Source organism: Listeria cossartiae subsp. cossartiae, from assembly GCF_014224155.1.
Taxonomy (GTDB): domain Bacteria; phylum Bacillota; class Bacilli; order Lactobacillales; family Listeriaceae; genus Listeria; species Listeria cossartiae.
In genome coordinates, this window is the sequence record NZ_JAASUI010000002.1 from 108,374 (window position 1) to 132,843 (window position 24,470).

Genomic DNA, 24,470 nt, shown 5'->3' on the forward strand with positions numbered 1-24,470 from the left:
AAGCATCAACAGACAATAAGTCCATTGAAGCTTTTCGGTATAAATCGGCTTATTTATTTTTGTTTTTCTTCTTGCTAAATATCGACCGAAACGAGCGCTTCATAACGTCAAAGAAACTGAGCGAGCTCACCATATTGGCTGGGTCGACATAAACTCGTATTTTACGTAAAACTTCTTTAGGCTTTTTAGAAGCAAATGTGTATGTGCCGTTGCGCTTTGTTTTAATGGCGTAGCGAGGAATCCACTTGCCTTTTAGCATAACGGATACGATAACTTGATCTACTTCTTCCCAAGGAATTTGGACGAATTTCCGCACATCACGTGAGTTGAAAAATTCAAAACCTTTGTCGCCAATCATAATTTTCCCGTAATCTGTAAGTCCAGTATACGCGGTGGCATCTATTGTTAAGTCTACCTTTGTATTAATCGATTGAACCAACTGTATTCGCTCCATTTCTTTTCGCTTGTTTTGTTTATTATACCGTATTCGTTTATCTGTGTCATATATCTAAACGAAAAGAGGCTCGGTGAATATTGCACCAGCCTCTTTTCGATCAGCTTATTTTTACAGAAGCCCGATTAAGTGACCAACTATACCAACTACGAATAGACCTAGAATGATGATAATTGGGCTGATTTTTTTCTTAAGTAACCACATACATAAGAATGTAAGAGCTACTGCTGCAAGTCCTGGGATTAAGTTATCCAAGTTATTTTGCAAGGTTGTTACTTTAATTTCAGAAAGAGCTAAACCTGCTTGTTGTTGTTCTAACGCAGTTTTGATACCTTGAGCGCCTTGTGGAAGATGACTCCAATCAATATACGCACCTTCATCAAGTTTAACTTTCGAGATAATTGGCGCAAACTGGATATTTACCCATCTCTGCACCAAGGCGGCGAGGACGAACATCCCGAGTATCGAAGCACCTTTTGTAATGTCTTGTAGTAATCCACCAGAAAGGTCATCAGTAATTTTCGAACCAGCTTTGTAGCCGAATTCTTGTGTATACCACATGAAGCCCCAACGGATTACGTTCCAAGCAACGAAGAATAAAATTGGTCCAAGAATGTTTCCACTCAAGGCAAGAGAAGCACCTAATGCTCCTAACATTGGACGAATTGTAAACCAGAATACTGGGTCACCAACACCAGCTAGAGGTCCCATCATACCAACTTTAACCCCTTGAATTGCTACATCATCGACTTCTGCACCATTTGCACGTTCTTCTTCCAGTGCAAGTGTTACCCCAAGAATTGGAGATGCAATATATGGATGTGTATTAAAGAATTCTAAGTGACGTTTTAGAGCTTGCGAACGATCTTCTTTAGTTTTATATAATTTTTTAATAGCGGGAATCATAGAGAATGCCCAGCCACCATTTTGCATACGTTCGTAGTTCCATGAACCTTGAATGAACGTAGAGCGCCATGCTACGCGTAGACGGTCTCTCTTTGATAATTCGATTTTTTCTGCCATTCTATTCTCCTCCTTTTTTTATTAATAGTCGTTTAATATATCGCCCAGTGGATCGCGAGAGTTTCCGCCTCCACCGCCGTTTGAGTTACCGCCACCCATTTTAGATAGGTTAAGGTAAATAAGAGCAAGTGCAACACCTAGAGCACCGATTGCGATAAGTGTAAGTTGAGAAATTGCAGCTACTACGAAACCGATAACGAAGAACGGCCATACTTCTTTAGTAGCCATCATGTTGATAACTAGTGCATAACCAACGGCAACTACCATTCCTCCACCGATAGCCATACCATCTGTTAACCAAGCTGGCATTGCTTCTAAGAAAGATTGAACGCTGTCTGCTGGAATGAATAAAAGTGCTGCTGCTGGAATTGCGATACGGATACCTTGCATACAAATTGCTGAAATATGTAACCACTCTACGCTGCGTATATTCCCTTTTTCAGCGGCTCTGTCCATCAAGTGAACAATTGGAACTGCCAATGTACGAACGATCATTGTTAAGAAAAGACCTGCTACTGCTAGTGGAATTGCAATCGCGATTGCGGATGGAATACCCGCTACCCCTTGTCCACCTAATACTAATATAATTGCTGAAGCTACTGAGGCAAGCGCGGCATCTGGTGCTACGGCTGCTCCGATGTTTGCCCATCCAAGTGCGATCATTTGTAGAGTTCCGCCAAGGATGATACATGCTGTTAAGTTACCTGTTACGAGACCAATTAATGTACATGCGATTAGTGGCTGATGGAACTGAAATTCATCCAGAATTCCTTCAATACCTGCTAAAAATGCAATAAGTACTACTAAAATTATTGATATGACAGACATAATAAACCTCCTATTTTAATTTTTTATTGTGTCTTTAGTTCATTTTTTGCTTTTTTAATGATGTCTTCCATGTTTGCGCTTGAGTCATTAGGGACTTTACGTACATCGAATTTAACGCCTTTTTCTTTTAATTTCTCAAAAGTGGCAACATCATCTTTACCCATGGAAAGTACTTTGCTAACAACAACTTTACCTACAGAGTGAGCCATGGAACCAACGTTTACTTGTTCGATTTCTACGCCACCTTCAATTGCGCGTAAAACATCTTGAGGATTTTCGAATAATAAAAGTGCTTTTGTATTGCCGAAACGTGGATCTTTTGAAATCTCAATCATTTTTTGGACTGGGATAACGTTAGCTTTTACTCCTGGTGGTGCTGCTTGCTCGATTAATTTTTTACGAAGATCGTCTTTTGCAACTGCATCTGAAACGACGATAATTCTTGTTGGGTGTGTTGCTTTTGTCCATGCAGTGGCTACTTGACCATGCAAGAGACGTGAATCAACACGTGCTAGAACGAATTCAATTTTTCCATCACCAACTGCAGCGATTTCTGCTTGTGGCTGTTCAGTAGCTGTAACTTGCGGTTGTAGTTCTTCTGGTTTCACACGGATACCTTCTTGAGCTGGCGCAAGGATATTTGCTGCGATTTCATGTGCGCTTTCCATTGTAAAACGTGATGAGAAAGCTTCAATCAACATTGGCAAGTTAAGTCCTGCTACGATTGCCCACTTATCTTTATTGAGTTCATAAAGACCGTTTGCTTGATTGAATGGTGTGCCTCCCCAAAGATCCACTAAGAATAAAACTTCATCTTGGCTATCAAAGGATGCAATTGCAGCTTCCATTTTAGCTTTGATGTCTTCTGGACCTTCGCTTGGCATCAAAGTGATTGCTTTAACGTTTTCTTGCTCGCCGAAAATCATTGTTCCGGACTGCAAAATACCTTCAGCAAATTCACCGTGAGTTGCGAGGATAATTCCTACCATCTTTTTCCCTCCTAATATAATTCATTTATTTTGCTACCCGCTCTATTTATTGCAAGTTCCGTGCCAACTTTATAGTATTGCGACTAGAATACTGTTGTATCAGTACTTTTCCGAATTAAAATTTTACGGTATTAATTAGTGTATCGTTCGTCGATACAGAAAAACATGTATTATAATTTAGTGTATTCATGAAATTGATAATGTATATCAAAAAATCGCTATTAATTCATCATAATCCCTATAAAAAGTAAAAAAACTACCCAAAAATTATATTTGAGTAGTTTTTTTATGCTATTTACAAGACACATAATACTTCTAAATCCTGCATTAAAATCCAAGGTGTCTTTTTAACATTAATTATTCCTTTTTCAACCAAGCCATTTATGATTAATGAGGTCGTTGAAACGGAGCATTTGGCTAACTTTGCTAGGACGTAAATTTTTAGCCATCGTGGAAATACGGGCTTGCTTACTGGATTTAATTCGTACCATTTGATAATTCTCAGTAAAACTTTTTCCACTCGTTCTTCGGGTTCTGCTGACATTATTTCTCTTTGCCATTCTAAGCTTTTCTCAAAATCTTCCGCTATCTGCAAGAAGAAATTCGATAATAAATTGTGCTCGTCTAGCTTCTCGAATAGTTCATCTGTTGGAATAATGCTATAGGTTGTACTTTCTAACGCGGATAGCAGTAATACTCTTTCCGTTGTGTAAATAATACGTTCACCCGCAAATATTCGTTCAATTGTGGGTTTCTTTCCCGCGCTCTTTTGTATCATTAAACCTTTTTCCATGATGATTATTTGTCCATGTTGCAATTTAAGTTCCTTACCTACCTCCAATTCTTGGTGAGTAAGAGAAAAATTCTTTCTAATCCATGAATAAATCAGCAAATCTTGACTGATTAGTTTATGAAATTCTAAAAAAGTCATTTTCTATTTCCTTTCCTCCCATGTCTTTTAAAAAAATTGGGCTACCGGCCGAACTATCTCTGTCTGTTCACGGAAAAAAATTTGTTTCATTCAGCGGGAAAAGGTAGGCCAGCCTCCAATTTAAGACTCCCTACCTCCCCGTTTTGTTTATTTATGACTTCTTCTCTGTCTATTGATCCATAGGAATAACGCTAATCCTACTAAGCAAACTCCTAGCAAGACAATCCATAAGTTCATTTGATCGCCAGTTCTTGGAATCGCTTCACGGAATGTTGCTGTGCGCTGTTTTACTTCCGTCAAATCGTTGCCGCCTTTGCTAATCGCTTCTTTCTCAGCTACTTGAATGTTAGCAACCACGGATAATTCTTTCTTGCCTGCGTCTGCTGTACCTTCATTAGGGTCAATTGTGTAAGTGACTTTGTAGGTGCCAGCTTTTTTAGTATTAACTTTCCCTGTGACTTTTACATTAGAAAGTGGGATTTCGCTACCATTTCTCGACATTGCGCTAACGAAATTGTCTTTCGGATCCCATTTTCCATTTAGTTGTAGCTGACTATCATGGACGATAATTTTCGCGTGATTTTGTAGTACTGTCACATGAGATACACTTGTCACACCATCATAACTATAGGTAATTTCGTATGTGCCTGGCGTTTGTGTATCAACTTGACCTGTGACTGTTACGTTAGCCAATTTCACGTTGTCGCCTTGTTTGTTCGTAGCCGTGTCAAAGTTATCTTTCGCTTGCCAATCATCCCCAGCATAAATTGTGCTGTCGTGGCTTTCCACTTTCGTCTGTCTTGGTTTTACAGTGATTTGCACGACTTTTGAAACTCCCGCGTAACGATATGTCACGGAATAAGTGCCCGGAGTTGCTAAGTCAACATCAGCAGCATCTTCCACTGTAATGTCTTTATAAGCAACCGCGTTTCCAGCTTTATCAATCGCTCGGTCAAAATTGTCTTTTGCTGTCCAAGTATCTCCAGTATAAACCACAGAATCATGCGCATAAATAGCTGTTTGCGGATTTTTCACGGAGACTTGAATCGTTTTAGAAAAACCATCGTATTTGTAAGTGATTGGATACGTGCCGGCTTGCGTATTATCGACACTTCCTTCTACTGTAATATCTGCAAAAGTGACCGCATTCCCGTCTTTATCGCGTGCGCTATCAAAGTTATCTTTTGCATCCCACGGCTCATCAATATAAATTGTGGAGTTATGCGCATTTACAGCTGTTTGAATATTTTTCACTGTTAATGTCACTGTTTTAGTAGCTCCATCAAAACTATATTTGATTTGATATGTGCCAGCTTTATTTGTATTTACCGCCGGCGTCTCTGTAACGCTCACTTCGGAAAAGGCTACTGGATCACCGTCTTTATCTACGGCATTATCAAAGTTATCCTCAGCTGTCCAACTATCGCCTACATAAATAGTGGCATTGTGTGCATTAATTCCTTTTTTGTTTTCTTTTACTGTTACAGTGATTGTTTTTGCTTCACCTGCATACGTATAGGTGATTGGATACGTGCCGGCTTGCGTTGTGTTGACTGTATTTGTCACAGTAATTTTATCAAAAGTGATTGGATTACCATCTTTATCTGCGGCACTATCAAAGTTATCTTTCGCACTCCAAGTATCTCCAGTATAAATGGTAGAATCATGCGCATTAACTTCGGTTGCATTGTCTTTTACCGTAACATTAATAGTAGTTACCATATCGTTGTATTTATAAGATACTGGATACGTGCCAGCTGTTGTCGTATCAACCGAACCAGTGACTACGATATCCGCAAAAGCAACGGCTTCTCCTTCTTTGTTAAGCGCGCTATCGAAGTTATCAGCCGCTCTCCAACTATCGCCTACATAAATTATAGAATCATGCGCGTTCACTATTGTTAAATCTTTTTCAACTTTTACTTGAATGACTACTTCCACTTCTTTGCCATCTTGTTCCAATGTGTAGGTAAGCGGATATGTGCCACCTTGATTTGGACCGTTTTGAATAGCTTTTAGTTGTGTTTCGTCAACTTTTACTACATTTGTCCGATCTTGTGCGTTTGAATTTACGCCATTTTTCACTTCTTCAAAAGCTGCTGTTTTTGCTTTTGTCACTGCTTGAGCTTCTGTTAGGGCTAGTGCATCTTTGTATTCAAGCGTGAAGTTAGTTGCTCCGATTCTTAGTTGGTCTTTCTGAGCAGTATTGCCGCTCGTTGCTGTTACATAAATCGGTGCAGTAGACTTCTGTTCTGTTCCAAAAATGTCTTTAACTGCAATCGTAAGGTCTGTAGCTGCCATTGTTTTTCCATTAGTAGAAACGCCTACGATTGCGCCGGAACCATCGCTTAGAGTTTTCGCTGTCGCTATTCCCGCATTAGCTGTAGTCCACTTATAGCCATCTGTTGTTGCTTGGATTTTTTGGAAAAAGTCTGGTTCGATTGTATCTTCTGCTGCTTCGCCATTTGTTTGCGCTACTTTTGGCAGAGTAATCTTTAAGCTTTTTCCTTCTTGAACTATTTTTTCATTTAAGTTTACTTTTAAATCTGTTTCAGGCACGTAAGAAATATAACCTGCGTTGATATGTTGTGCATCTGGTTGTGCTGGATCGATTTCTTTTACCCAACCAGTCTCAGCGCCTAAATTCGGCGTCGCACTATTTAACGATTTATCTTTACCAACGTTCTGCAAGGTAAATTTGTGGCCTTCTTTATCAGGGAATTTAACTGCATATTTTCCGTAACCAATACCTAGATTGTAGTCAAACTTATAATCTCCATTTGCATCGGTTGTTGTCGTTACATTTTGCCCATCTTTAGTAAATGGTTCATACGTTGAATTCGTTTCATTCCATTTATATAATTCAACTGTTTCATTCGCAAGCGGTGTATCACTTTGCGCTGATTCATATACACCATTTGCATTTTTGTCTTTAAATAATCTACCTGCTACTTCTACAATTACTAATTCTGCGCCTACTCGAGTACCTGCGATAGATCCGGAGTAAGTGTTTGTTGTAACTGCATAGTAAGGGTTGTATACGTCACGTTCACCAATTTTATTTCCAGCTGTAGCAGAATCAAAAGTTTCATCTACTTTTAGTGGAACTTTAATTGTTTGCGTTTCTCCAGATTCAATCTCTGTTTTCACTTTGATACGAACCATATTGGCTTTTCCGTAATCGGCAAGTGTATTACTGTAGATACCATCTGTCGTATAGTTATTGGAAGTCGCTTCCGTTGTATAGCTTACGTCAAACTGCGCTTTTTGCGCGTCTGTCATTGCAAGCGCGTCACTTAGCTTCATATCCCATTTAAAAGGTTCACTTTGGAATTTCGAGCCAAAGTCTTGACCAGTTTTTGGAATTGGGATGTAAATATCTAAGCTTTCAGCACTTCCGCTTGAAGTATTGGTAATCTTAACCATGTAATCCGCGTCAGTTCCTGGTGTGAAATACGAAACTGTGCTGTCATCATCTTCTACATAAGCCGCTTTAATTCCTTCTCCAGCTACATTTAGGAAAGTTTCTACTGTAACTGTATCTTGTTTAGGAACACTTAGCGTACTTGTGTTAGTGGACAACAATCGTTCTGCATCTTTACCATTTTGGTTCACATCAAGCCCATTATCTGGGAAAACATTCGCTCCTAGCGCCGAAGTAACGTTACTTCCACCCCATGCAAGCAACTCTTGAATATCTGTGTGGATACTCTTACTTAGAGTCATATCAAATGTTGTGTTATAGCTAATATTCAAATATTGTTTTTTAGCGGGATAACCGATATATTCGCCCACTGTTACATCTGTTGTTTTGATAACATATACTTTATCGCCGTTATTAGCTGATTTCGCTTCAACAGAAAAATCGACTTCTTTGCCGTCTTGATCTGTCAGTTTAATAGATCCCGGTTTAACCGTTGTTCCTTCTAATTGACGTAAATAAATTTCTGGATTGTTAAGGACGGTTCTTGTTCCATATGGGTAATCATGCATAATTAATGATGCTTTTGTGGTTACTGTGTCTCCCGCACGAGCAGTCTTAATTAGTGCGCCTTCACTGTTGTAGAATGAAGCTGTCCCATTGGCTGCCGCGCTTACACCAGTCGTAACGGTATATGTCGATGAACCAGTAACCTTGGTATTTTCTTCATCCTCAGCACCCCAAATATTAACATCAAATTGAATCGAAGTGATACCCGGCTTCACTATCCCGTATGATGCGCTGTTGGCTGCTTTGAACGGTGCGGAAGTATCAATATTTGTAAATCCGGTAGAGAAGTCCCCTACATTTGCTTTTACTTCTGTAAAGTATTCCCCTTCTTGAAGACCTACTGCCGTTGCTTCTAGCGTTAGCATTTTATTCGCATTTGTTTTAGGAAGAGTACCTTCGTAAGTTCGATATTCTGGATTTAAATTGGTTTTATATTGTACATCTGTTGCTTTATTGCCAGCTAATTTGCCATCAAAAGGTAAATTGACTGTGTATGCTTCCCAGTTTTCATCAAATTTAATTTGGTAAACTTGGTTTGTTTTCACTCCGGCAGTTTGCTTATTGTTAATCTGAATAAGACCTGCCCAAGTTTCATTATCTGGGTTAATATAGTAATTTCTTGGTAGCATAACCATTTTATTCGCAGTTCCACCAACTACTTTACATGTATCTTTCGCAGCTAGCGTTGTTGTATCGTTGGAATCGTTGGTTAATGCGTCTGTTTCAAATACTTGGTCATCATATGTTGTAATAACCGCATGCGGGACTTTAGGTGCCGTATAGGTCCCAACCGGGGTTCCAGCTGGCACTTTATATTTGACCGCAAAAATGGTTTCTACTACGCCATAGTAATTTTCTTGTTTGAAATCGATAACGACTTTATTTTCGCTTGGATAATGGGTGATGGTTCTATTGTCAGTATTTCCAAGTACACTTTTACCTTCGTTAACTACGCCAGCATACTCCATACCTTCTGGATAATAAAGGGTCGTTGTAACATTTTTGGGAACAAAGATTCTTGATCCACGGCTATCTGTTTGGTTGATACCATTTACAACTGAATATGGTTTTGTATAATTATAAGAATCTTCTGTATCTGTACTTGCCGTCACTTCTGGTAAAAAGGACGATGTATACCAGTTTCTAAACATGGTTTGAACACTCTTTTGAGAAGCGTAACCGACAACATTTTTTCCTTCGGCGTGAACGCTTTGCTCTGCTGAGGCAACCGGCGTGCTTCCCTCACCCATGTAAGCATCGACTTTAATAGGTGATTTCAAGTCTGCTGTGCCATAATACTTGGCTGCATCTACTTGAACAGAAAAGCTAAGCGTTAGTTTCTCCGTGGCAGGCTCTAGCTCATAACTAACTGTTCCATAAGTGGCCTTGTTATAACCCGCCTCTTTATCAGGAACTGTCACCGAAGTAATCGAGTCTCCAACCGGATTACCAGCGCCAAAATAACTTAAAATACTTGAATCAGAGCTACTTGTTGGTTGGTAGCTGCTTGGAACAGGTAGCGAAACAAATCGCATACCATCTGGTAACGTGAAATTTATTTTTTTACCAGCGGAACTATTATTATTAAACTCTACTGTGACAGAAACGTCTTTGATATCCCCGTTACCCCAAGCTGTCTTGTTATAATCGGGAATATTTAAGGCTACAGTCGGCGCACTGGATTTAAGCCCTGTTTTACCAGGAGTTACAGTTGCCGTCTCTTCAGATATTTCGCTTACTTTATAAGAAGCAGTATATTCTTTTTCTGCGCCAGCTTTATCTTTGTAGGAAATAATAAAGTCGACAGAGCCATTTTTGGTAGCTACATATTCAGCTTCCTCGCCATCTGTTTTTTCTCCGTCAGGCGTTTCTATAGCTAAAATTTTAACTTGCGTGTTTTTCGGTGTGGCTTTAAGTGTCAGTGTAGCTTTCTTTTTGTCGCTTGAAAGCTCATTTTGAACCGTATAAGAAACGGAATCATTACCATTTTCTTCTGCAAAAACTCGGAATGAAGAAAGATTAAGCTGACCGAGTATTAATAAAGCAGCCATGACTAACAATAAGGAACGCCTCAAGCTTGTTGTTTTTATCATATAAGTTTATCTCCTTTTGAATTTTCCAAATTGCCCGGGATGTGTTTTCCGTTAATCTAACCGCGGACGCTGAGGATTTTTTTATTAAAATTATTTCAGCAATTTCACATAGATACGTTGCCATATAAATACGGCTCCTCCTGCCACAAGCAGGCTACAAAGAACTAGGTAACTCCTTATTCCAAACTCAATCGGCCAAGGAGATCCAACTACTTGTACAAGCACAGAATGCATAGTATTCATTGCAAAATATCCAACAAAGTACAAGCCAGTAATTAAAAGTAAACCTAGTAACTGCATCATTTCTTTTTTGAACTTTTGAGCTACCCGTGTTTTCTGCCACAAGGAAAGTAGATGAAATAACCACGTGCTCCAAAACATGAATAGTATAAATTGGAAAGGTATTGCCAATATTTGTAACGCTATGATACACACTAAAAGCGTTGCGCTAATAACGACAATGAAAGCTGTAACTTCCCCGTCCAGTTGAAAACGTTGGTACCACGATTGATACCGCCGGACTCTTTCTAAAGGTATTTCATCTCGGGTTAAAAAATGGCGAATACCGGCAAGAAGCAGCAAAACTATTAGAAAAAAAGCAGCAAACAAAGAAACAATTTGTAGCAATGTATCCAAAAATCCGCTCGTCATATAATCCCCCGCCCTCCTTGTTTTCGCTTACTAAGTCTTTCAAAAATCCGTTCAGCTTGATTGGCATCTGTTGAAGCAAATTGCGCCATGATATTTGCTTCATTTTGAACTAGATGTAAATAACCGAGGGCAACAAAGATAGGCTCAGTAGCCGCACTATCTAAAATAGTAATTTCACTATAATCAAAGAAACTCAGGCAATCGATATGTTCTTCTAATACCGTTTGCTGCCCTTCTTTTGTATTGATAACAAATCCCTCTACATCACCTTCAAAAAATTGCCCCATAGGCGAGACGATTTTTAATTTCATTTGCCTCTCCTCCTATTTCAAGTCTTTGTAGGATCCTATAAACAAGAATTCTCGCTCTGAACGTTCATCATATTCGCCACTCAGAATACGCTCCACACTAACCAGTAAGTCTTCAATTTCAACAAAAATCCCTTCTGTACCAGTGAATTTTTCGGAAACATAAAATGGTTGTGATAGGAAGTTACGAATTTTCCGTGCCCGGTGAACGAGTTTTTTATCCTCGTCGCTCAACTCAGCCATACCAAGCACGTTGATGATTTCTTGCAATTCCATATAGCGTTGTAAAATAAATTTCACTTGTACAGCTAATTGGTAATGACGTTCGCCAACAAAGGTTGGATTAAGAGCCCGGGAGAATGATTGAAGTGGATTAACAGCTGGGAAAATCCCTAATGCTGCAATCGAACGTTCTAATACAATCGTTGAGTCTAGGTGACTGAACGTTGCAACCGCGGATGGGTCATCAATATCATCGGCCGGTAAGAATACACATTGGATTGACGTAATCGAGCCATTCTTAGTAGATGCGATTCTATCCTGAAAATCACCCACTTCTTTTGAAAGTGTTGACTGATATCCCCCCGTAATCGGAATTTTACCTTGCAAAGAGGATACTTCGGAACCTGCTTGGATGAAACGAAAGACATTATCGATAAATAGTAAAACATCTTTTTTCTCTTCATCACGTAAATATTCTGCGATTGTAAGGCCTGTTAACGCTACACGCATACGGACACCAGGCGACTCGTTCATTTGGCCAAGTACGACGGTTGTTTGCGGTAATACACCACTAGATTCTAATTCTTTATATAAACCAATACCTTCTCTGACACGCTCGCCAACCCCTGTAAAAACGGAATTTCCGCCCATCATACTGATATTGTTAATCAACTCTTGCATTAAAACGGATTTCCCAACTCCAGCACCACCGAAAAGCCCCGTTTTACCACCTTTTAAAATCGGACAAATCAAATCGATAACTTTGATGCCGGTATAAAGGATTTCTTTATTTGTATCTAATTCTCGAAGTAAAGGCTGTTCACGGAAAATTGGCCATTTAACTTTAGCTTCTGGTTCGGGTAGTCCATCGATCGCTTTGCCATAAACATTCAGCATCCGTCCTTGAACCGTTTCTCCAACAGGAACTTCAATTGGATGACCAAGATTAACGACTTCTGCGCCCCTTGCCAAACCACTAACTTCCCCAATCGCAATTGCTGAAACAGTATTAATACCAGTATGTTGAACGACTTCCGCTAAATAAGTTCCTTGGTGTGTCTCATATTCGAGCGCATGGCTAATTTCAGGGAGTTCGCTTTCATTAAATTCAATTTTTAAAACAAAACCACTAATGCTTATAATGGTCCCAGTGTTTTTTTTCATTTATTCTTCTTCCTTCCTGATTGTCTGTGCGCCGCTGATGATATCCAACAATTCGCCTGTTTTTTGTTGTAATGCTTTTTTTCTAGCATCAAAAACGGCTTCTTCATGCTGCTTATGAATGTTATCTTTCGCTTGTTTCATCGCAATTCGGCGCATACAATACTCACTTGCAACCGAATAGCGGAACATGCTGTAAAGCAACCCACATAGATAATTTTCTAGTAACAACTGCTCTACTTGTTCGTCATCCGTCTCAAAATCAAGTACATAATCAACTTCGATTGACTCCGCATCTGATTCTTCAGGAATATCTGGATAAATTTTTTCGCACATCGCTTCTGATTGAACGGCATTAAGATATTTTGTGAAAATAACATAAAGTGCATCCATTTCTTGTTTATTAATTTGATCAATAAAATCCGCTGTCACTTCTGTCGTTGTTTCCAAATCAATATTTTCAAGCGAAAACTGCAAGTATGTGGTGATTTTCTGACCTAGATTCGTTAAATAACGATGCCCTTGTTCCCCCACCACAATCCAGTTAATGTTCACTTGATCACCAAGCGTTTCAATCAATTTATCTATTTCAGCAAAAACTTCACTATTATAGGCTCCACAAAGCCCTCGTTCGGATGTAATCGCAAGTGCAGTCACATTTTTTTCTTCTATTGCTTGTATGTTTTTGCTGGTATACATCGTTTTTCTAACCCATCGCAAACTTTTCAAGATAGTTTCATAATAACTAACGGCCGCTTCAGCTTTTTCCCGCAGACCTGAAAGTTTTCCAAGGGTTGCTAATTCCGTTACATGGACAATTTTATAAGTTGAGTTCAGTGCTTTAATTTTTTTTCGCGCCTGGTCTATGCTACTCAACGGAAAGGCCTCCCCGCTTCCTGAATAATTTCTTCTAATAGTTTGACGTGAGATGCATCTAGTTCACTGATTTCCTCAATTTGGTTCGAAAATGATTCAAAGTCCGGATGAGCATGCGCTTTTTCTAATAACAATCCTTTGAAAGATTGAACATTCGTTGGCGCCATTTTGTTTAAGAAACCATTTTGGAATGCATATAAAATGGTAATTAATTCTGGCACAGATAGCGGGCTCAAAATATTTTGTTTAAATAGCTCGGTCAACATTTTTCCATCTGTTACCATTTTCATACTTCCGTCATCAAGTGCATTACCAAAATCCAGTAATTCTTTTAACTCTTCAAACTGAGAAAGTATCAGCGTCAAATTCTTGCTAAGTTTGCGAATAATCGGGTGTTGCGCGTCGCCACCTATTCTGGAAACCGATACGCCGACATCTACAGCTGGCTTTTGTCCACGGTTGAATAAATCGGATTTTAAGAACAACTGACCATCTGTAATCGAAATAACGTTGGTCGGAATATACGCCGTTACATCATCAGATAAAGTTTCAATCATTGGAATGGCAGTAATAGAACCGCCACCATGCTCCTGATTCATTTGTACCGCACGTTCTAAAAGGCTTGAATGGATGTAGAAACTATCTCCTGGATAAGCTTCTCTTCCCGGTGGACGGTTGAAGAGCAACGTAATCGCTCGATAAGCATCCGCATGTTTTGTTAAGTCATCAAAAATAATTAAGACGTCTTTCCCTTGGTCCCGTAGTGCCTCTGCGACCGCCATTCCCGCGTATGGGGTTAAATATTGGGCGGTAAGAGAATCACTTGCAGCTGTTGCAACCACTGTCGAATAGTCCATTGCGCCATGTTTACGCAGTGTTTCAATCACTTCAGCAATATAAGCTGCTTTTAGACCAATCGCTACATAGATACAATGTACATTTTGATTGTGTTGATTAATGATTGTATCCACTGCAATTTGGGTTTTTCCTGATTGCCGGTTGCCAAGGATTAGTTGGCGCTGACCTCGACCAATCGGTGTGATAGAGTCGATTACTGCAAGCCCAGTATTCAGCGGGCGAGTAACGCTATCAATCGTCATAATCGCCGGCGTTACACAAAATAGCGGGGAAGTAGCAGTTGGCTGTTCATCGCTAATGTCGTATAACATTTTTCCAGTTGTATCAATAATACGACCTGCCATATCTTCAAACAGATTTACTTCGATGAAATGATCCGTAACAGATACCGTCATTCCTTCTAAAATATCGTTTGTTTTATCAATTAACCCGATACCGACAAATTCTTCATTTAATTCAAGGATTACGCCGCGGTGTTTGCCGTCAATCGTAACAGCTTGGTGAAGTGCCGCATTTTCTAAGCCAGAAGAAAAAATTACACCATCAGAGATTTTCTCAACCCGGCCATGTTCTTTTAAATACTCCAAATCCACAGGGGTTTCGTATTTGTTCATATCAAAATGAATAGTTTTCAAAGTCTCACTTCCGATTCCATTTTTTCTGTTGTGCGCTTGATTAGTTCCTGATAACTCATATCAATCGACTTTGTTCCATAATTGATAATAACTCCACCAATTAATTCTTTTTGAACTTGATACTCGATTTTATAGCCTGTATGTGTCGGTTGCCATAGCTTATCAAAGTGACTTGCTGATTCTTCGTTAGCAACATTTACACGAATAAGTCCTGTATAAAAGTGGACATTATAAACTTCTATATAATTCCGGTAAAGTCCACGTGTTTGACGATAAGAAAAATGCGTCAACATATAGAATAGAAATTCGACAAATTGATGATTAAGTTCATCTAATGTGCCGTCTTCACGCATCACCTTCACTTTTTGTTCCGGCGACAAGTAGCTACTCTGATAAATTTGTTTCACAGCAAGCTTGCTCGCGCGCTCATTGAACTTTTCAAATGACTTTGTAAATGCGTGCAACTCTTCTGGCGTATGCATTTCAAATAAACGTAACAAGACTTTGTAAGGAAGAGCTAAACGGATTTTTTCGACCCGGACTAGTGCATCAAATTCACGAATTGCTTCCGTGAAAAGTTGCGCTTCCTCTTCTTCAGATGTAATAAAAACCTTTTGAATGATTTCATTAACACAGCTACTTAGCGATTTGAACGGCGCATGTGGCGTTGTTTCAACACTTGGAATTTCAATGATTTGTGCTGATTTTTCATTTTGCCAAATTTGTAATTCTTGTTCATATTTTCTATTTCGAGCAACTAACTGGTCGATTTCTTCAAGAAAAATGGTCTCTTTCTGTTCTGCTTCGATAGCTAATTGTCTATTTCTCTGTTCTTCCTGATTTGTCGCCACTTTTTGTCGTTTTAGGCGGCGTAATAAACTTTCTTTTTCAAGTGATTTATCTTGGCTAAGTTCGTAAAAAAAGCTCGTGAGGATATTTTCCAATTTTCGCAAAGTAAAATAGAGTAAATATAGAAAACCAATTGCAAAAATACCATAAAGTACTATCGTCTGAATCATATTTTCCATGCTCTCACCTATCATATAAACGGATTAACCCAAAGCAAGATGACTGCGATTGCTAGTGCAAAAAGCATTAATGCCACAATCATTAGAAGCCCTAGGAAAAGACCTCCCATAACTTCTTTTTTTGCATTTGGGTTTTTTCCGATAATTTCTGTTGCTCTACTGACCGCGATTCCTTGTCCAATTGCAGCTCCCAAAGTCGCAAGCCCAATTGCGAGTGCGGCGCCAATTACGCTACATGCAACTACTAAATCCATTATTATTTCCTACCTTCTGTATGAGATTGGGGTACTGAGAAAATGTACCCCTCTACTATTCTTGATATACGTAAAGTTGCAACGTGCCTTTCGTGTCATAAACTGCAATTCGGTAATCAAAACTTTCTTTCGCAATCCTCGAAATGGTCTCCATATGGCTTACTAATCCAGTTTCGTCGGCTAGTAGTTCTTTGCTACTAAAAGAAGTCCAGCCATCACCGGTTCCAACCGCACGTCTTTCAAAAGCTACTCGATATGTTTCGCCTGCTTCGCGCTTCATGGAAAACATCATGTCGTAAGTGGCATTTTGAGGTGCTAAAACTTCTTCAATCTTCGTTGCTAAACCTACATTCCGCGTTGCTTCTTGTTCTGCTTCCTCGGCTTGTTTTGTACTATTTTCTTCTGTTTGGAACGGTGTTAAGGAAATAGTTAGTTTCGCATCTTTGTCGTACTGAACGTCTTGTTCAATCGGATATTCGAATGTTTTGCTTTCCTTTGTATCGTTGTTTGTTGTTTTTAGGACTAACTTAGCTTCTAAATCAACTGTTTCTTCATCAGTGATTGGCACTAAGCGAATGCTCCCTTTTTCTTGGTTGACGATTTTGTAATCGACTTCGGATTTTTCTTCGTCCTTTAATTCAACAGTTGCTTGGTTTAGCGTGTAATCGGTTGAGGTCCAGTCGTACTCCACTTGCACAACTTTATTCGCTGATAAATTAGCTCGTAAACTTTTTAAAACAGTCGCCTGCATTGTGTAGTATTTTTCTGAGCTATTCAATTCGATTGTTTCGCCATTTTTCATTTCAATAATTGTTTGGAATTGATATGCGGTGCCTGGATCTAAGCCGGTTACGTTTAGAAGCTCTCCGTTACCGTTAATAAAACTGGTACCAACATTCATATAGAAAGAATCACCATTTGCTTTTTTAACTTTGATTCGAGCTCGTTTGATATCTTCTATTTGCGCGTCAAGTGCGATATTTACTTTGATTGACGTACTAGTCACGCTTTGCATTTGATAAATAGCTGATACTGATTGGGTTGTGAAAGATTCACTTTTCATTTTCACTTCTTGAATGCCTTTATCTGTGCCCAAATCATATTGATACGTGAACTCAAGATGGTATTTTCCATTAGGAGAAAGCCCAGTTAGGGTAGCTTCTGTATCTACAGCAGATGCATAGTGCGTATTAATAGCTTTACCAGTTTTTTCATCTACCACACTGATTTTCGTTACACCAACTAAGGTGTTATTGGGGTCCGAATATTTATAACTGACTTTCGCACTAGTTACGCCTGGTTCTATATAGCCAATTCTTAGTACTGGAATATTTCGTTCCAGCTTTTTATTTAGTTCTTCAATTTTTTTCAGAACTGCTTCATAATTATCAATTTTTTCTAAGTCTTTTTGCGTATTTCCGCTCGTGCCATTTCCGCTACCGTTAGTTCCCGTATCCGCTGAGCCGCTATCTGTTTTAATTTCATTTCCATATTTCTTGGTTGCATTCAGGCCACTATTCGCGGATTCATTTTTCTTATCGGTATCGCTGTTTGATTCGTTATCCTTTGCGGCTGTTTTATCGCTTGCTTCTTTCTCGTCTTTTTTCACGACGATTTTTTCATTATCTGTTCCGCCGAAGCTAGCTAGGTCGATTTTGCGTTCGCCGATGGTATATGTTTCATTACTCGCATCTAAAATGGTTTCATCATTGACTTTTAATGTCATATGGCCTAAATAGCGGCTTTTCTTTTTATTTTCATAAATAGTGACACTACCAGTTTTATCGATGAGAAGAAGCGGTTTGGAAACTTTCTTAATTTCTTTTCCACCAAGATAAAGGGTTGCCTCGGCGTTTAAGAAATATTGGCGATTCGCTAGTTTTACAACACTTTTTTCGGTGATTTCTGAGTCTTTATATTGATAGGAAGCTCCTTTTGATTCATAAACTTGTCTTCCTTTTAACTTTGTACTAACGCCATTTATATCAATGACTGGGACACTCTTGGTGAACATTAATGCATCTTTATCCAAATAGAGAATCGTACTTTGCATAATTTTATTGCGCGTATCGTCTTCATCATTTTTGGCGATTAATTGATCCTCATTCCAGCTTCGGTAAAGTGTGTGCCCTTTTTGAAATTGCAATGTTTCTTGTTCGTCATTTAATACCACACCGTTACTAGGGATGGAGACAAGATCATATCTCGCCTCCTTAAATGATCCCCATAAGATTACAGAAATAATGATTAACGGGACGGCTGCAACGATTATGCCTATTTTCCATGTAGGTTTCATTTGCTTGCCTCCAGTTCGATAATCCCAAAAGTTTTTCCTGATTCTGTTTCTTTAACAGTAACTTTTGAATCATGATAATTTGCATCGAATTCCACACCAGCATCTAGTTCTTCTTTTTCGACCGTTTTCGTTTCGGTGAAATCTTTGCCGAACCAGGACTGTACTTTTTCCCAAGCAGAAAGTTCTTTTGGTTCAATCGTTACAGTCAGTTTTGTTTTTGCATCTGCGGTGTCATTAGCCATCAATGTAAAGTTATCGTCTGTGATATTAGCTTTGAGATTATTTTCTTCGTTATTGCCTTGATAAAGCGCAATTGGCTGGTCTTTCTGGTCGAATACAGTTATTGCGTAATTGCTCGTTGGTTCGATAGACAAATTAACTGTCTCAGCAATATCTTTGGCTGCAACTTTTTCGGTATCAATCACTTCGCCATCTTCATCTTTTAGCTCAAACGTGTAAGTTTCTTTTGCTTCTGTGTTCATTTTTGTCGTGTCTAGTTCTACAGCCACATTGGTATCTGTAGTTCGCACACTTCTGAACGATCTTAGGTTCGCCGCAATATCTTCTTGCAACGTTAGAAAGTTGGATGTTTTGTCATAGGTTTTAACTTCATTCAACGGCGTGCGATAAGTGACGACCATTTTACCTAGGAAACTTTGATCCTGTTTCTTACCTGCAATACTAAAGCTTTCAGAGATTGTAGCGGGATATGAGCTTGGTAAAGTAACCGTTTTTCTTTCAACTAAGCTAGTACGCTCATTGTTACCACCGTAATCAAGCAGCTCATAAAACTCCATTTCAATTTTTTCAATAGTAGTTGATCCTGGACTCAATTCTTTTGCTTGAAGCTTGATTTTTTTCGTTGCTGCATCAAGTTGAATTGTCAGTGAGTTCGAGCTTACATACTCATCATCAGTCGTAAAGTTCAAGCTAGTACTCCACGGATGACTTCCATCACCAGCCAAAGTGTCGTAATTTGTGCTGATAGTTAATGTGTAACCTGTCGCTGGCGCTAAGTTGTCGAAGGTGTTCAACCAACTAGCTGTATTTCCACCTGTGAAGGCGCCATTCTTAACTATTTTTCCAGTTGTCGTTTCTTTTAAGACATATTGGAATTGCTTATTCGTCCCGCCTACAAAGTAACTGTCTGGGTCGTTATAAGAGAATTTCAATGTTGCTTCTCTAGTAGAAACGCTTTCTAGCTTAATTGGCGCACTAACTGTTCTTGGTGGTGAAATATAAATCGTTTTTGCATTACTTAAGAAAATTGGCGCTTTAGCTAGACTTGTTTTCATATAGGCTGCAATTACATAGGTTTTTCCGGAAGTATAGTTTTGAACGCCCTGATTATTATATAAATCAAATTCTGGCGTCTTCGATAAATCATTAAACGTTGCAACCGGCGTCTTGCCACCTAATTCTTGCTCCAAAGCTACTAGATTCGTTAAATTAGAAGATACTGTCGCAGCATCATATAAACGATATTCGATATTTGTTAAAACGCTACTTTCATCAATAAAGGCATTATTTCCTTTGATTGTCCGGAATCCATAAGCTGGGCTCCATGAATAACTTGTTGTGACCATGCTCGGTAGACTCTTCTCAGTCGTAATTGTTTCGGTATAATAAACTTTATTTTTCGCGCCTTCTCCGTCTAATAAATCATATTTCCCTTCCACTTTAATAACATATGTTTTGTCAGGTGAAAGTTCCGTAAGAGAGACATCTCGAGTTGGCAAGCCATCAATTCGAACTGACTTCACAAGCGTTGTTCCGTCCTCTTTGTAGGCATTAACAAATAGCTCATTTTCATTATTTTTTTTGACAATTGTATTATCTTTATCTTCACCAATAACATCTAACTTCACTCGCTTGTCATAAATACTAAGCGCTTCAGCTGTAATGTCTGGCTCTTCTAATGCTTGTGTCGTAATAGCTTGTGAAACTTTTCCGGTTTCTTCTAACGCAGAGTAAAGATCGATTTTCGAACCGGCTGCTTCCGTAGATACAAGCCCCGATGAAAAGTCAACATAACGACCATTGAGTTCCGCTACATAGCTTCCATCTTCTTGCCTTCTAAAGCTAAATGGATCTGCAGTTTCACTATTACCAATCAGAACTCCACCGCGATATGCAATGTAAGTCCCAGTCCAAATATTTTTGAATTTAACACCAGAAATATTTCCTTCTGCGTCAGTTGGACCTTTTGTCACGCGGAAAACATCTGCTCGATTGGCGTTTTTAGTGGTTGTTAGACTGCCGTTCGACGAGGTTACAAATGCAGCGTTATTGTCGAGCGATACATAATAGTTTTCAAATAATTTTTCATAGTTTAATCTATTTTCCATATAGTTCATCTTCATATCGAGCGCTAACTGGTATGAATTGTTAAACCATACATTCCCAAATGGCAGCGCAATAGTTTGGGCGTCGAATTGTTCGTCACCTATTCTAGCTACGGAATAATCTGGGCTAGAACTATTTTCAGCTTGAATATTATAGGTTGTTTTCATTACATTACTTTTAGCCACATCATCCGGTTGAGGCGTTAGAATCAGTGATCGCCCTGTTTCATCTAAAGCAAATTGCGCACTAGCTTGCGGTGCAGTTATGTTCATCCCCACCAAATTCTTCGTCATAAAGACCGTTGATTCTGCAGGTTCACCGCTAGTAACGACATAATCACCTATCGTTTTAATCGTTGTCGCACCTTCACTCGAAAGCGGTAATGTTACTGTGTTTTTTCCATTTACGAGTGGTACAGTCCCACCTGTTGAACTAGTAATATCAAGTTTTCCAGGTATAATTGCTCCCTCAATATCTCTCACATACACATTGAGTTTTACTTCGGTTGCTGTTCTTCTTAAAAATTCATATTCAACAGTTGGCTTTTCTTTTTTAATTTGAATCGTTTCCGAACTGATTTCAATACGATGATCTTCATAATTGTCGTTCCAAATTACTTCTGCTTTAATCAGGTAATCAAAACCACGTCCTAAATCAGTATTAGTTAAATCAAAGTAAGAATACTTTTCAAATTCACCTGCTGTTGAAACTTCTTGTTCTACTAGTGGCGTGTTTAAATCATCCGCTTTATAGATTCTGTATGTGATTGAGCTAACCGCATTGTAATCATCTAGCATTGGCTTTTCTGTAGCTTCAATACCAGCTAACCCACCCACTTTCATTTTATTTGGTTGATAATCTAGTAGCACTTTATCGGTTATTGGTGTTTCTCTTTTCGTTTTGAAAACTAATTCGCCTTCCACAGGGACTTGGTTCATTCCGCTGTCAACGCCATCTTCTACTTTTAACAAGTACTCTTTATTAATCGCTAGGTCTTCAAAAAGATAATTTTTTCCACCCGTGCTCATGAGTTGTTCAAAGTCGCTGTTTAAAGGAATCGTTTTTATAAGTGTGTTATTTTTCTTATCATAGATTTTTAGATTTGCATCACTTAGTTTTGTCGCGGTTTCAGAGAATTTGATATTAATTTCTGCTTGGTTAGTCGTGACCGATTCGAGTGTAAACGTGGCATCCACTTTCGCTATTTCCGTTGTTTGGAAAACGCTAGATTGGCCAATACGCTGATCGACCATAATCCCCGTGCCGTCGTCTAAATTATAGGAAGCTGTCATTACAACAACATAATAAGTCTCACTTTCTAAACCACCATATTCAAGTAAATTGGTAATATCGGCTTTGTTTCGAAGGTCAACTGTAGCAACTGGATTGCCACTATATAAACCTTGCGCATTCGATTTATAAAGGTTTAAGGTTGGATGCGTCAAATTATCATAAAGCAATGTATTATCAGCATCAAAAACTTCATAATTGATTGTTAATTTGTCTTGTTCTGCTTCTTTCAGCGAAAATTCCACAGTTGGCTTAGTTTTCATTCCAACTACTACCGCATTAGAAACTGGTGTAGCAAATGTAAAGTCGGCTTGATTATTATTTCCAGATATGTAAGCTACAAAAACGTAACTACCATCGCTCATATCAACAGTTCGCCCAACTTTTACTGATGTTTTCTTTTGACTTGAATCGACAACAGAATAGGCATATTCCTTAGCGTTCTCACCATTTGCTTTATAGTCTTCTTCTAAATAAGCAACATAGCGAATGCTAGTAATAGAGCTATCTTTATCAATTAAATTAATTGGCGTTGCTGTGAATTCACCTTTCTCGGTACTATAAGAAAGATCTATTCCGGTCATTGTTGGTTTTGCTTTTAGTGTTGAGGCAATAAAATACCAATTTTCGTCTGTTACTTCTTTACCATCAACTACTAATTTTTCCATTTCGATGATGTATTCTTTACTGCTATTTAACGCATCAAATTCGACTTCTACTTTGCCATTTTTTGTAAGTGCCGTAGCATCCACTTTAACGGTTTTAGAAGTAGTTACGTTACTGTTATTTTCTTTGATTTTTAAAACTAATTCGTCCACTTTGCCGTATAATTCTGTGGCAGTTATCTCCACCGTCAAACTGTCTTCACTGCGTTCGACTACTTTTGGCGTTAATACGACAGGTTTTGCTTCTACCGTTTGGCGGAAGAAAATTGTTTCTTGAATTTTGTCACTTGCAGATTTGTACTTCCCTTGAACAACAACTTGGTAGGTTTCGCCATATTTTAAACTATCGAAAGCAAAATTTTGGTCGGTCTTCGCTGAATCCAATGCTACTTTTTTCACAACCTTATTTTCACTATCGTATAAAATTGCTTCTAAAGATTGTAGTCGTTTAGAAGAATCAGTTAGTTGTAATTTCGCAGAAGCTTTTTGCCCCTTCACAGCTAATTCAACATCCACAATTGGCACTTGGAATGCGGTTAAACTCTCAGCGTCATTTAGCTTTTTGATAATTTCATTTGTTTTGTTGACGTCCGTGTTATTTTGGTTGTTTTCCGTAGTTTCATTTCCGTTTGCGCCATTTTTGGTGGTTGTGCCAGTGTCTCCACCAGCAGAGTTGCCGGCTGCAGCTTCGTTGTTTGCTGCATTATCATTGTTTGCTTGATTTGTTTGTTCATTACTTTTATCTTCTTGCTTCTTCGTTTCATCCGTTGTAGTTGTTTCTTTTGTAGCTTTTAGATTTCGTTTCTCGGCCTTATCATCTATTTCAACCTTAATCGAACGAATATCAATATCTTCTTCATTGTCAGTTTGGCTGACTAGGATTTCTTTCTTTAAATCAAATTGATAACGGTTATTTTCCATTTCAATATAGGCATCATCGCCCGCAAGTTCTTCTAAAGTTTTTTCCCCCATTAATAAAACTTTCTTATTCTCATCAATGGAAACAATAACGTTTTTCGGTAATTTTTTGTTAAGTCCTTTTTTATTTTTCAAATATGAATTATCTAAAATAATGTAGCGTCCTTCAGCAAGTTTAACAACAGTGCCTTTCGGAAGCTGCGCAATCGTTTTGTCTTTTGTAGCGTTTGCTTTGTATGCCCCTTTGCTTTCAGTGACCGTTGTTTTGGAAGGCATCTCAATTAAATCAGCTGCACTTTTAATAGCTACACTTTTGCCTAAAAATTGGATTCGTCCATCTTTTAAAAATAATGTTCTCGCCAAGTTGATCGGTTTTACTTCTTTTCCGTCTGAAATGGTCTTTTCATTATTAAGCCACGCGTCATTGTACTTCGCATCAGCTGAAAACGTCACTGGTTTTCCTTTTGGACTATACGTAAATCCTTCTGCCTCAATAGCATAAGCGTCATCCCTCATTAGGAAAAATGCTGAAACGATCGCACTAATAGCAAGTACCGAAACAATAATTACAACTAAAATATTTTTCTTCAAGTCCTACTTCCACCTCGTTTGTGTGTATATTTTTTGTACTTGGAAAAGAACTTGATTCATTC

The 24,470-nt window shown here is 38.7% G+C and carries 15 protein-coding genes; all 15 read right to left on the reverse strand.

Annotated features, from left to right (window positions below; translation table 11 throughout):
- Positions 1–49: 49 nt before the first annotated feature.
- Positions 50–439: a DUF956 family protein gene (locus HCJ30_RS07705; RefSeq protein WP_003728941.1), complete on the reverse strand. Its 390-nt coding sequence runs from the start codon at positions 437–439 to the stop codon at positions 50–52.
- A 126-nt stretch (positions 440–565) separates the two neighbouring features.
- Complete coding sequence (locus tag HCJ30_RS07710; protein WP_003721724.1) at positions 566–1,477, reverse strand: PTS system mannose/fructose/sorbose family transporter subunit IID; 912 nt, start codon at positions 1,475–1,477, stop codon at positions 566–568.
- Positions 1,478–1,498: 21 nt separating this feature from the next.
- Positions 1,499–2,305, reverse strand: a complete 807-nt coding sequence (locus HCJ30_RS07715; protein ID WP_003724931.1) for a PTS mannose/fructose/sorbose transporter subunit IIC — start codon at positions 2,303–2,305, stop codon at positions 1,499–1,501.
- Between the two features lie 23 nt (positions 2,306–2,328).
- Positions 2,329–3,294: a mannose/fructose/sorbose PTS transporter subunit IIA gene (locus HCJ30_RS07720; protein ID WP_185391688.1), complete on the reverse strand. Its 966-nt coding sequence runs from the start codon at positions 3,292–3,294 to the stop codon at positions 2,329–2,331.
- Positions 3,295–3,589: 295 nt separating this feature from the next.
- Positions 3,590–4,225: a mpt operon Crp-Fnr family transcription regulator gene (locus HCJ30_RS07725; protein ID WP_185391689.1), complete on the reverse strand. Its 636-nt coding sequence runs from the start codon at positions 4,223–4,225 to the stop codon at positions 3,590–3,592.
- 147 nt (positions 4,226–4,372) lie between these two features.
- Positions 4,373–10,309, reverse strand: a complete 5,937-nt coding sequence (lcp, locus tag HCJ30_RS07730) for a putative cellulose-binding protein LCP (RefSeq protein WP_185391690.1) — start codon at positions 10,307–10,309, stop codon at positions 4,373–4,375.
- Positions 10,310–10,399: 90 nt separating this feature from the next.
- Entirely contained in the window at positions 10,400–10,960 is a 561-nt protein-coding gene (locus HCJ30_RS07735) for a hypothetical protein (protein WP_185391691.1), read from the reverse strand.
- Complete coding sequence (locus HCJ30_RS07740) at positions 10,957–11,271, reverse strand: F0F1 ATP synthase subunit epsilon (RefSeq protein WP_185391692.1); 315 nt, start codon at positions 11,269–11,271, stop codon at positions 10,957–10,959. Before HCJ30_RS07740 ends, HCJ30_RS07735 begins: the two co-directional genes overlap by 4 nt.
- A 12-nt stretch (positions 11,272–11,283) precedes the next feature.
- The gene (gene atpD / locus HCJ30_RS07745) at positions 11,284–12,654 is read right to left on the reverse strand and encodes a F0F1 ATP synthase subunit beta (RefSeq protein ID WP_185391693.1); all 1,371 of its coding nucleotides are present in this window, start codon (positions 12,652–12,654) and stop codon (positions 11,284–11,286) included.
- Positions 12,655–13,527, reverse strand: coding sequence for a F0F1 ATP synthase subunit gamma (locus HCJ30_RS07750; protein ID WP_185391694.1), 873 nt, complete (start codon positions 13,525–13,527; stop codon positions 12,655–12,657).
- Complete coding sequence (locus HCJ30_RS07755) at positions 13,524–15,020, reverse strand: F0F1 ATP synthase subunit alpha (RefSeq protein ID WP_185391695.1); 1,497 nt, start codon at positions 15,018–15,020, stop codon at positions 13,524–13,526. Before HCJ30_RS07755 ends, HCJ30_RS07750 begins: the two co-directional genes overlap by 4 nt.
- The gene (locus HCJ30_RS07760; RefSeq protein WP_185391696.1) at positions 15,017–16,048 is read right to left on the reverse strand and encodes a F0F1 ATP synthase subunit delta; all 1,032 of its coding nucleotides are present in this window, start codon (positions 16,046–16,048) and stop codon (positions 15,017–15,019) included. Before HCJ30_RS07760 ends, HCJ30_RS07755 begins: the two co-directional genes overlap by 4 nt.
- Before the next feature lie 11 nt (positions 16,049–16,059).
- On the reverse strand, positions 16,060–16,302 hold the full coding sequence (locus HCJ30_RS07765) for an ATP synthase subunit C-like protein (RefSeq protein ID WP_003721714.1): 243 nt from the start codon (positions 16,300–16,302) through the stop codon (positions 16,060–16,062).
- A 55-nt stretch (positions 16,303–16,357) separates the two neighbouring features.
- Complete coding sequence (locus HCJ30_RS07770; RefSeq protein WP_185391697.1) at positions 16,358–18,598, reverse strand: hypothetical protein; 2,241 nt, start codon at positions 18,596–18,598, stop codon at positions 16,358–16,360.
- Positions 18,595–24,408, reverse strand: a complete 5,814-nt coding sequence (locus HCJ30_RS07775) for an ATP phosphoribosyltransferase regulatory subunit (RefSeq protein ID WP_185391698.1) — start codon at positions 24,406–24,408, stop codon at positions 18,595–18,597. The genes HCJ30_RS07770 and HCJ30_RS07775 overlap by 4 nt, the downstream gene beginning before the upstream one ends.
- Between the last annotated feature and the right edge of the window lie 62 nt (positions 24,409–24,470).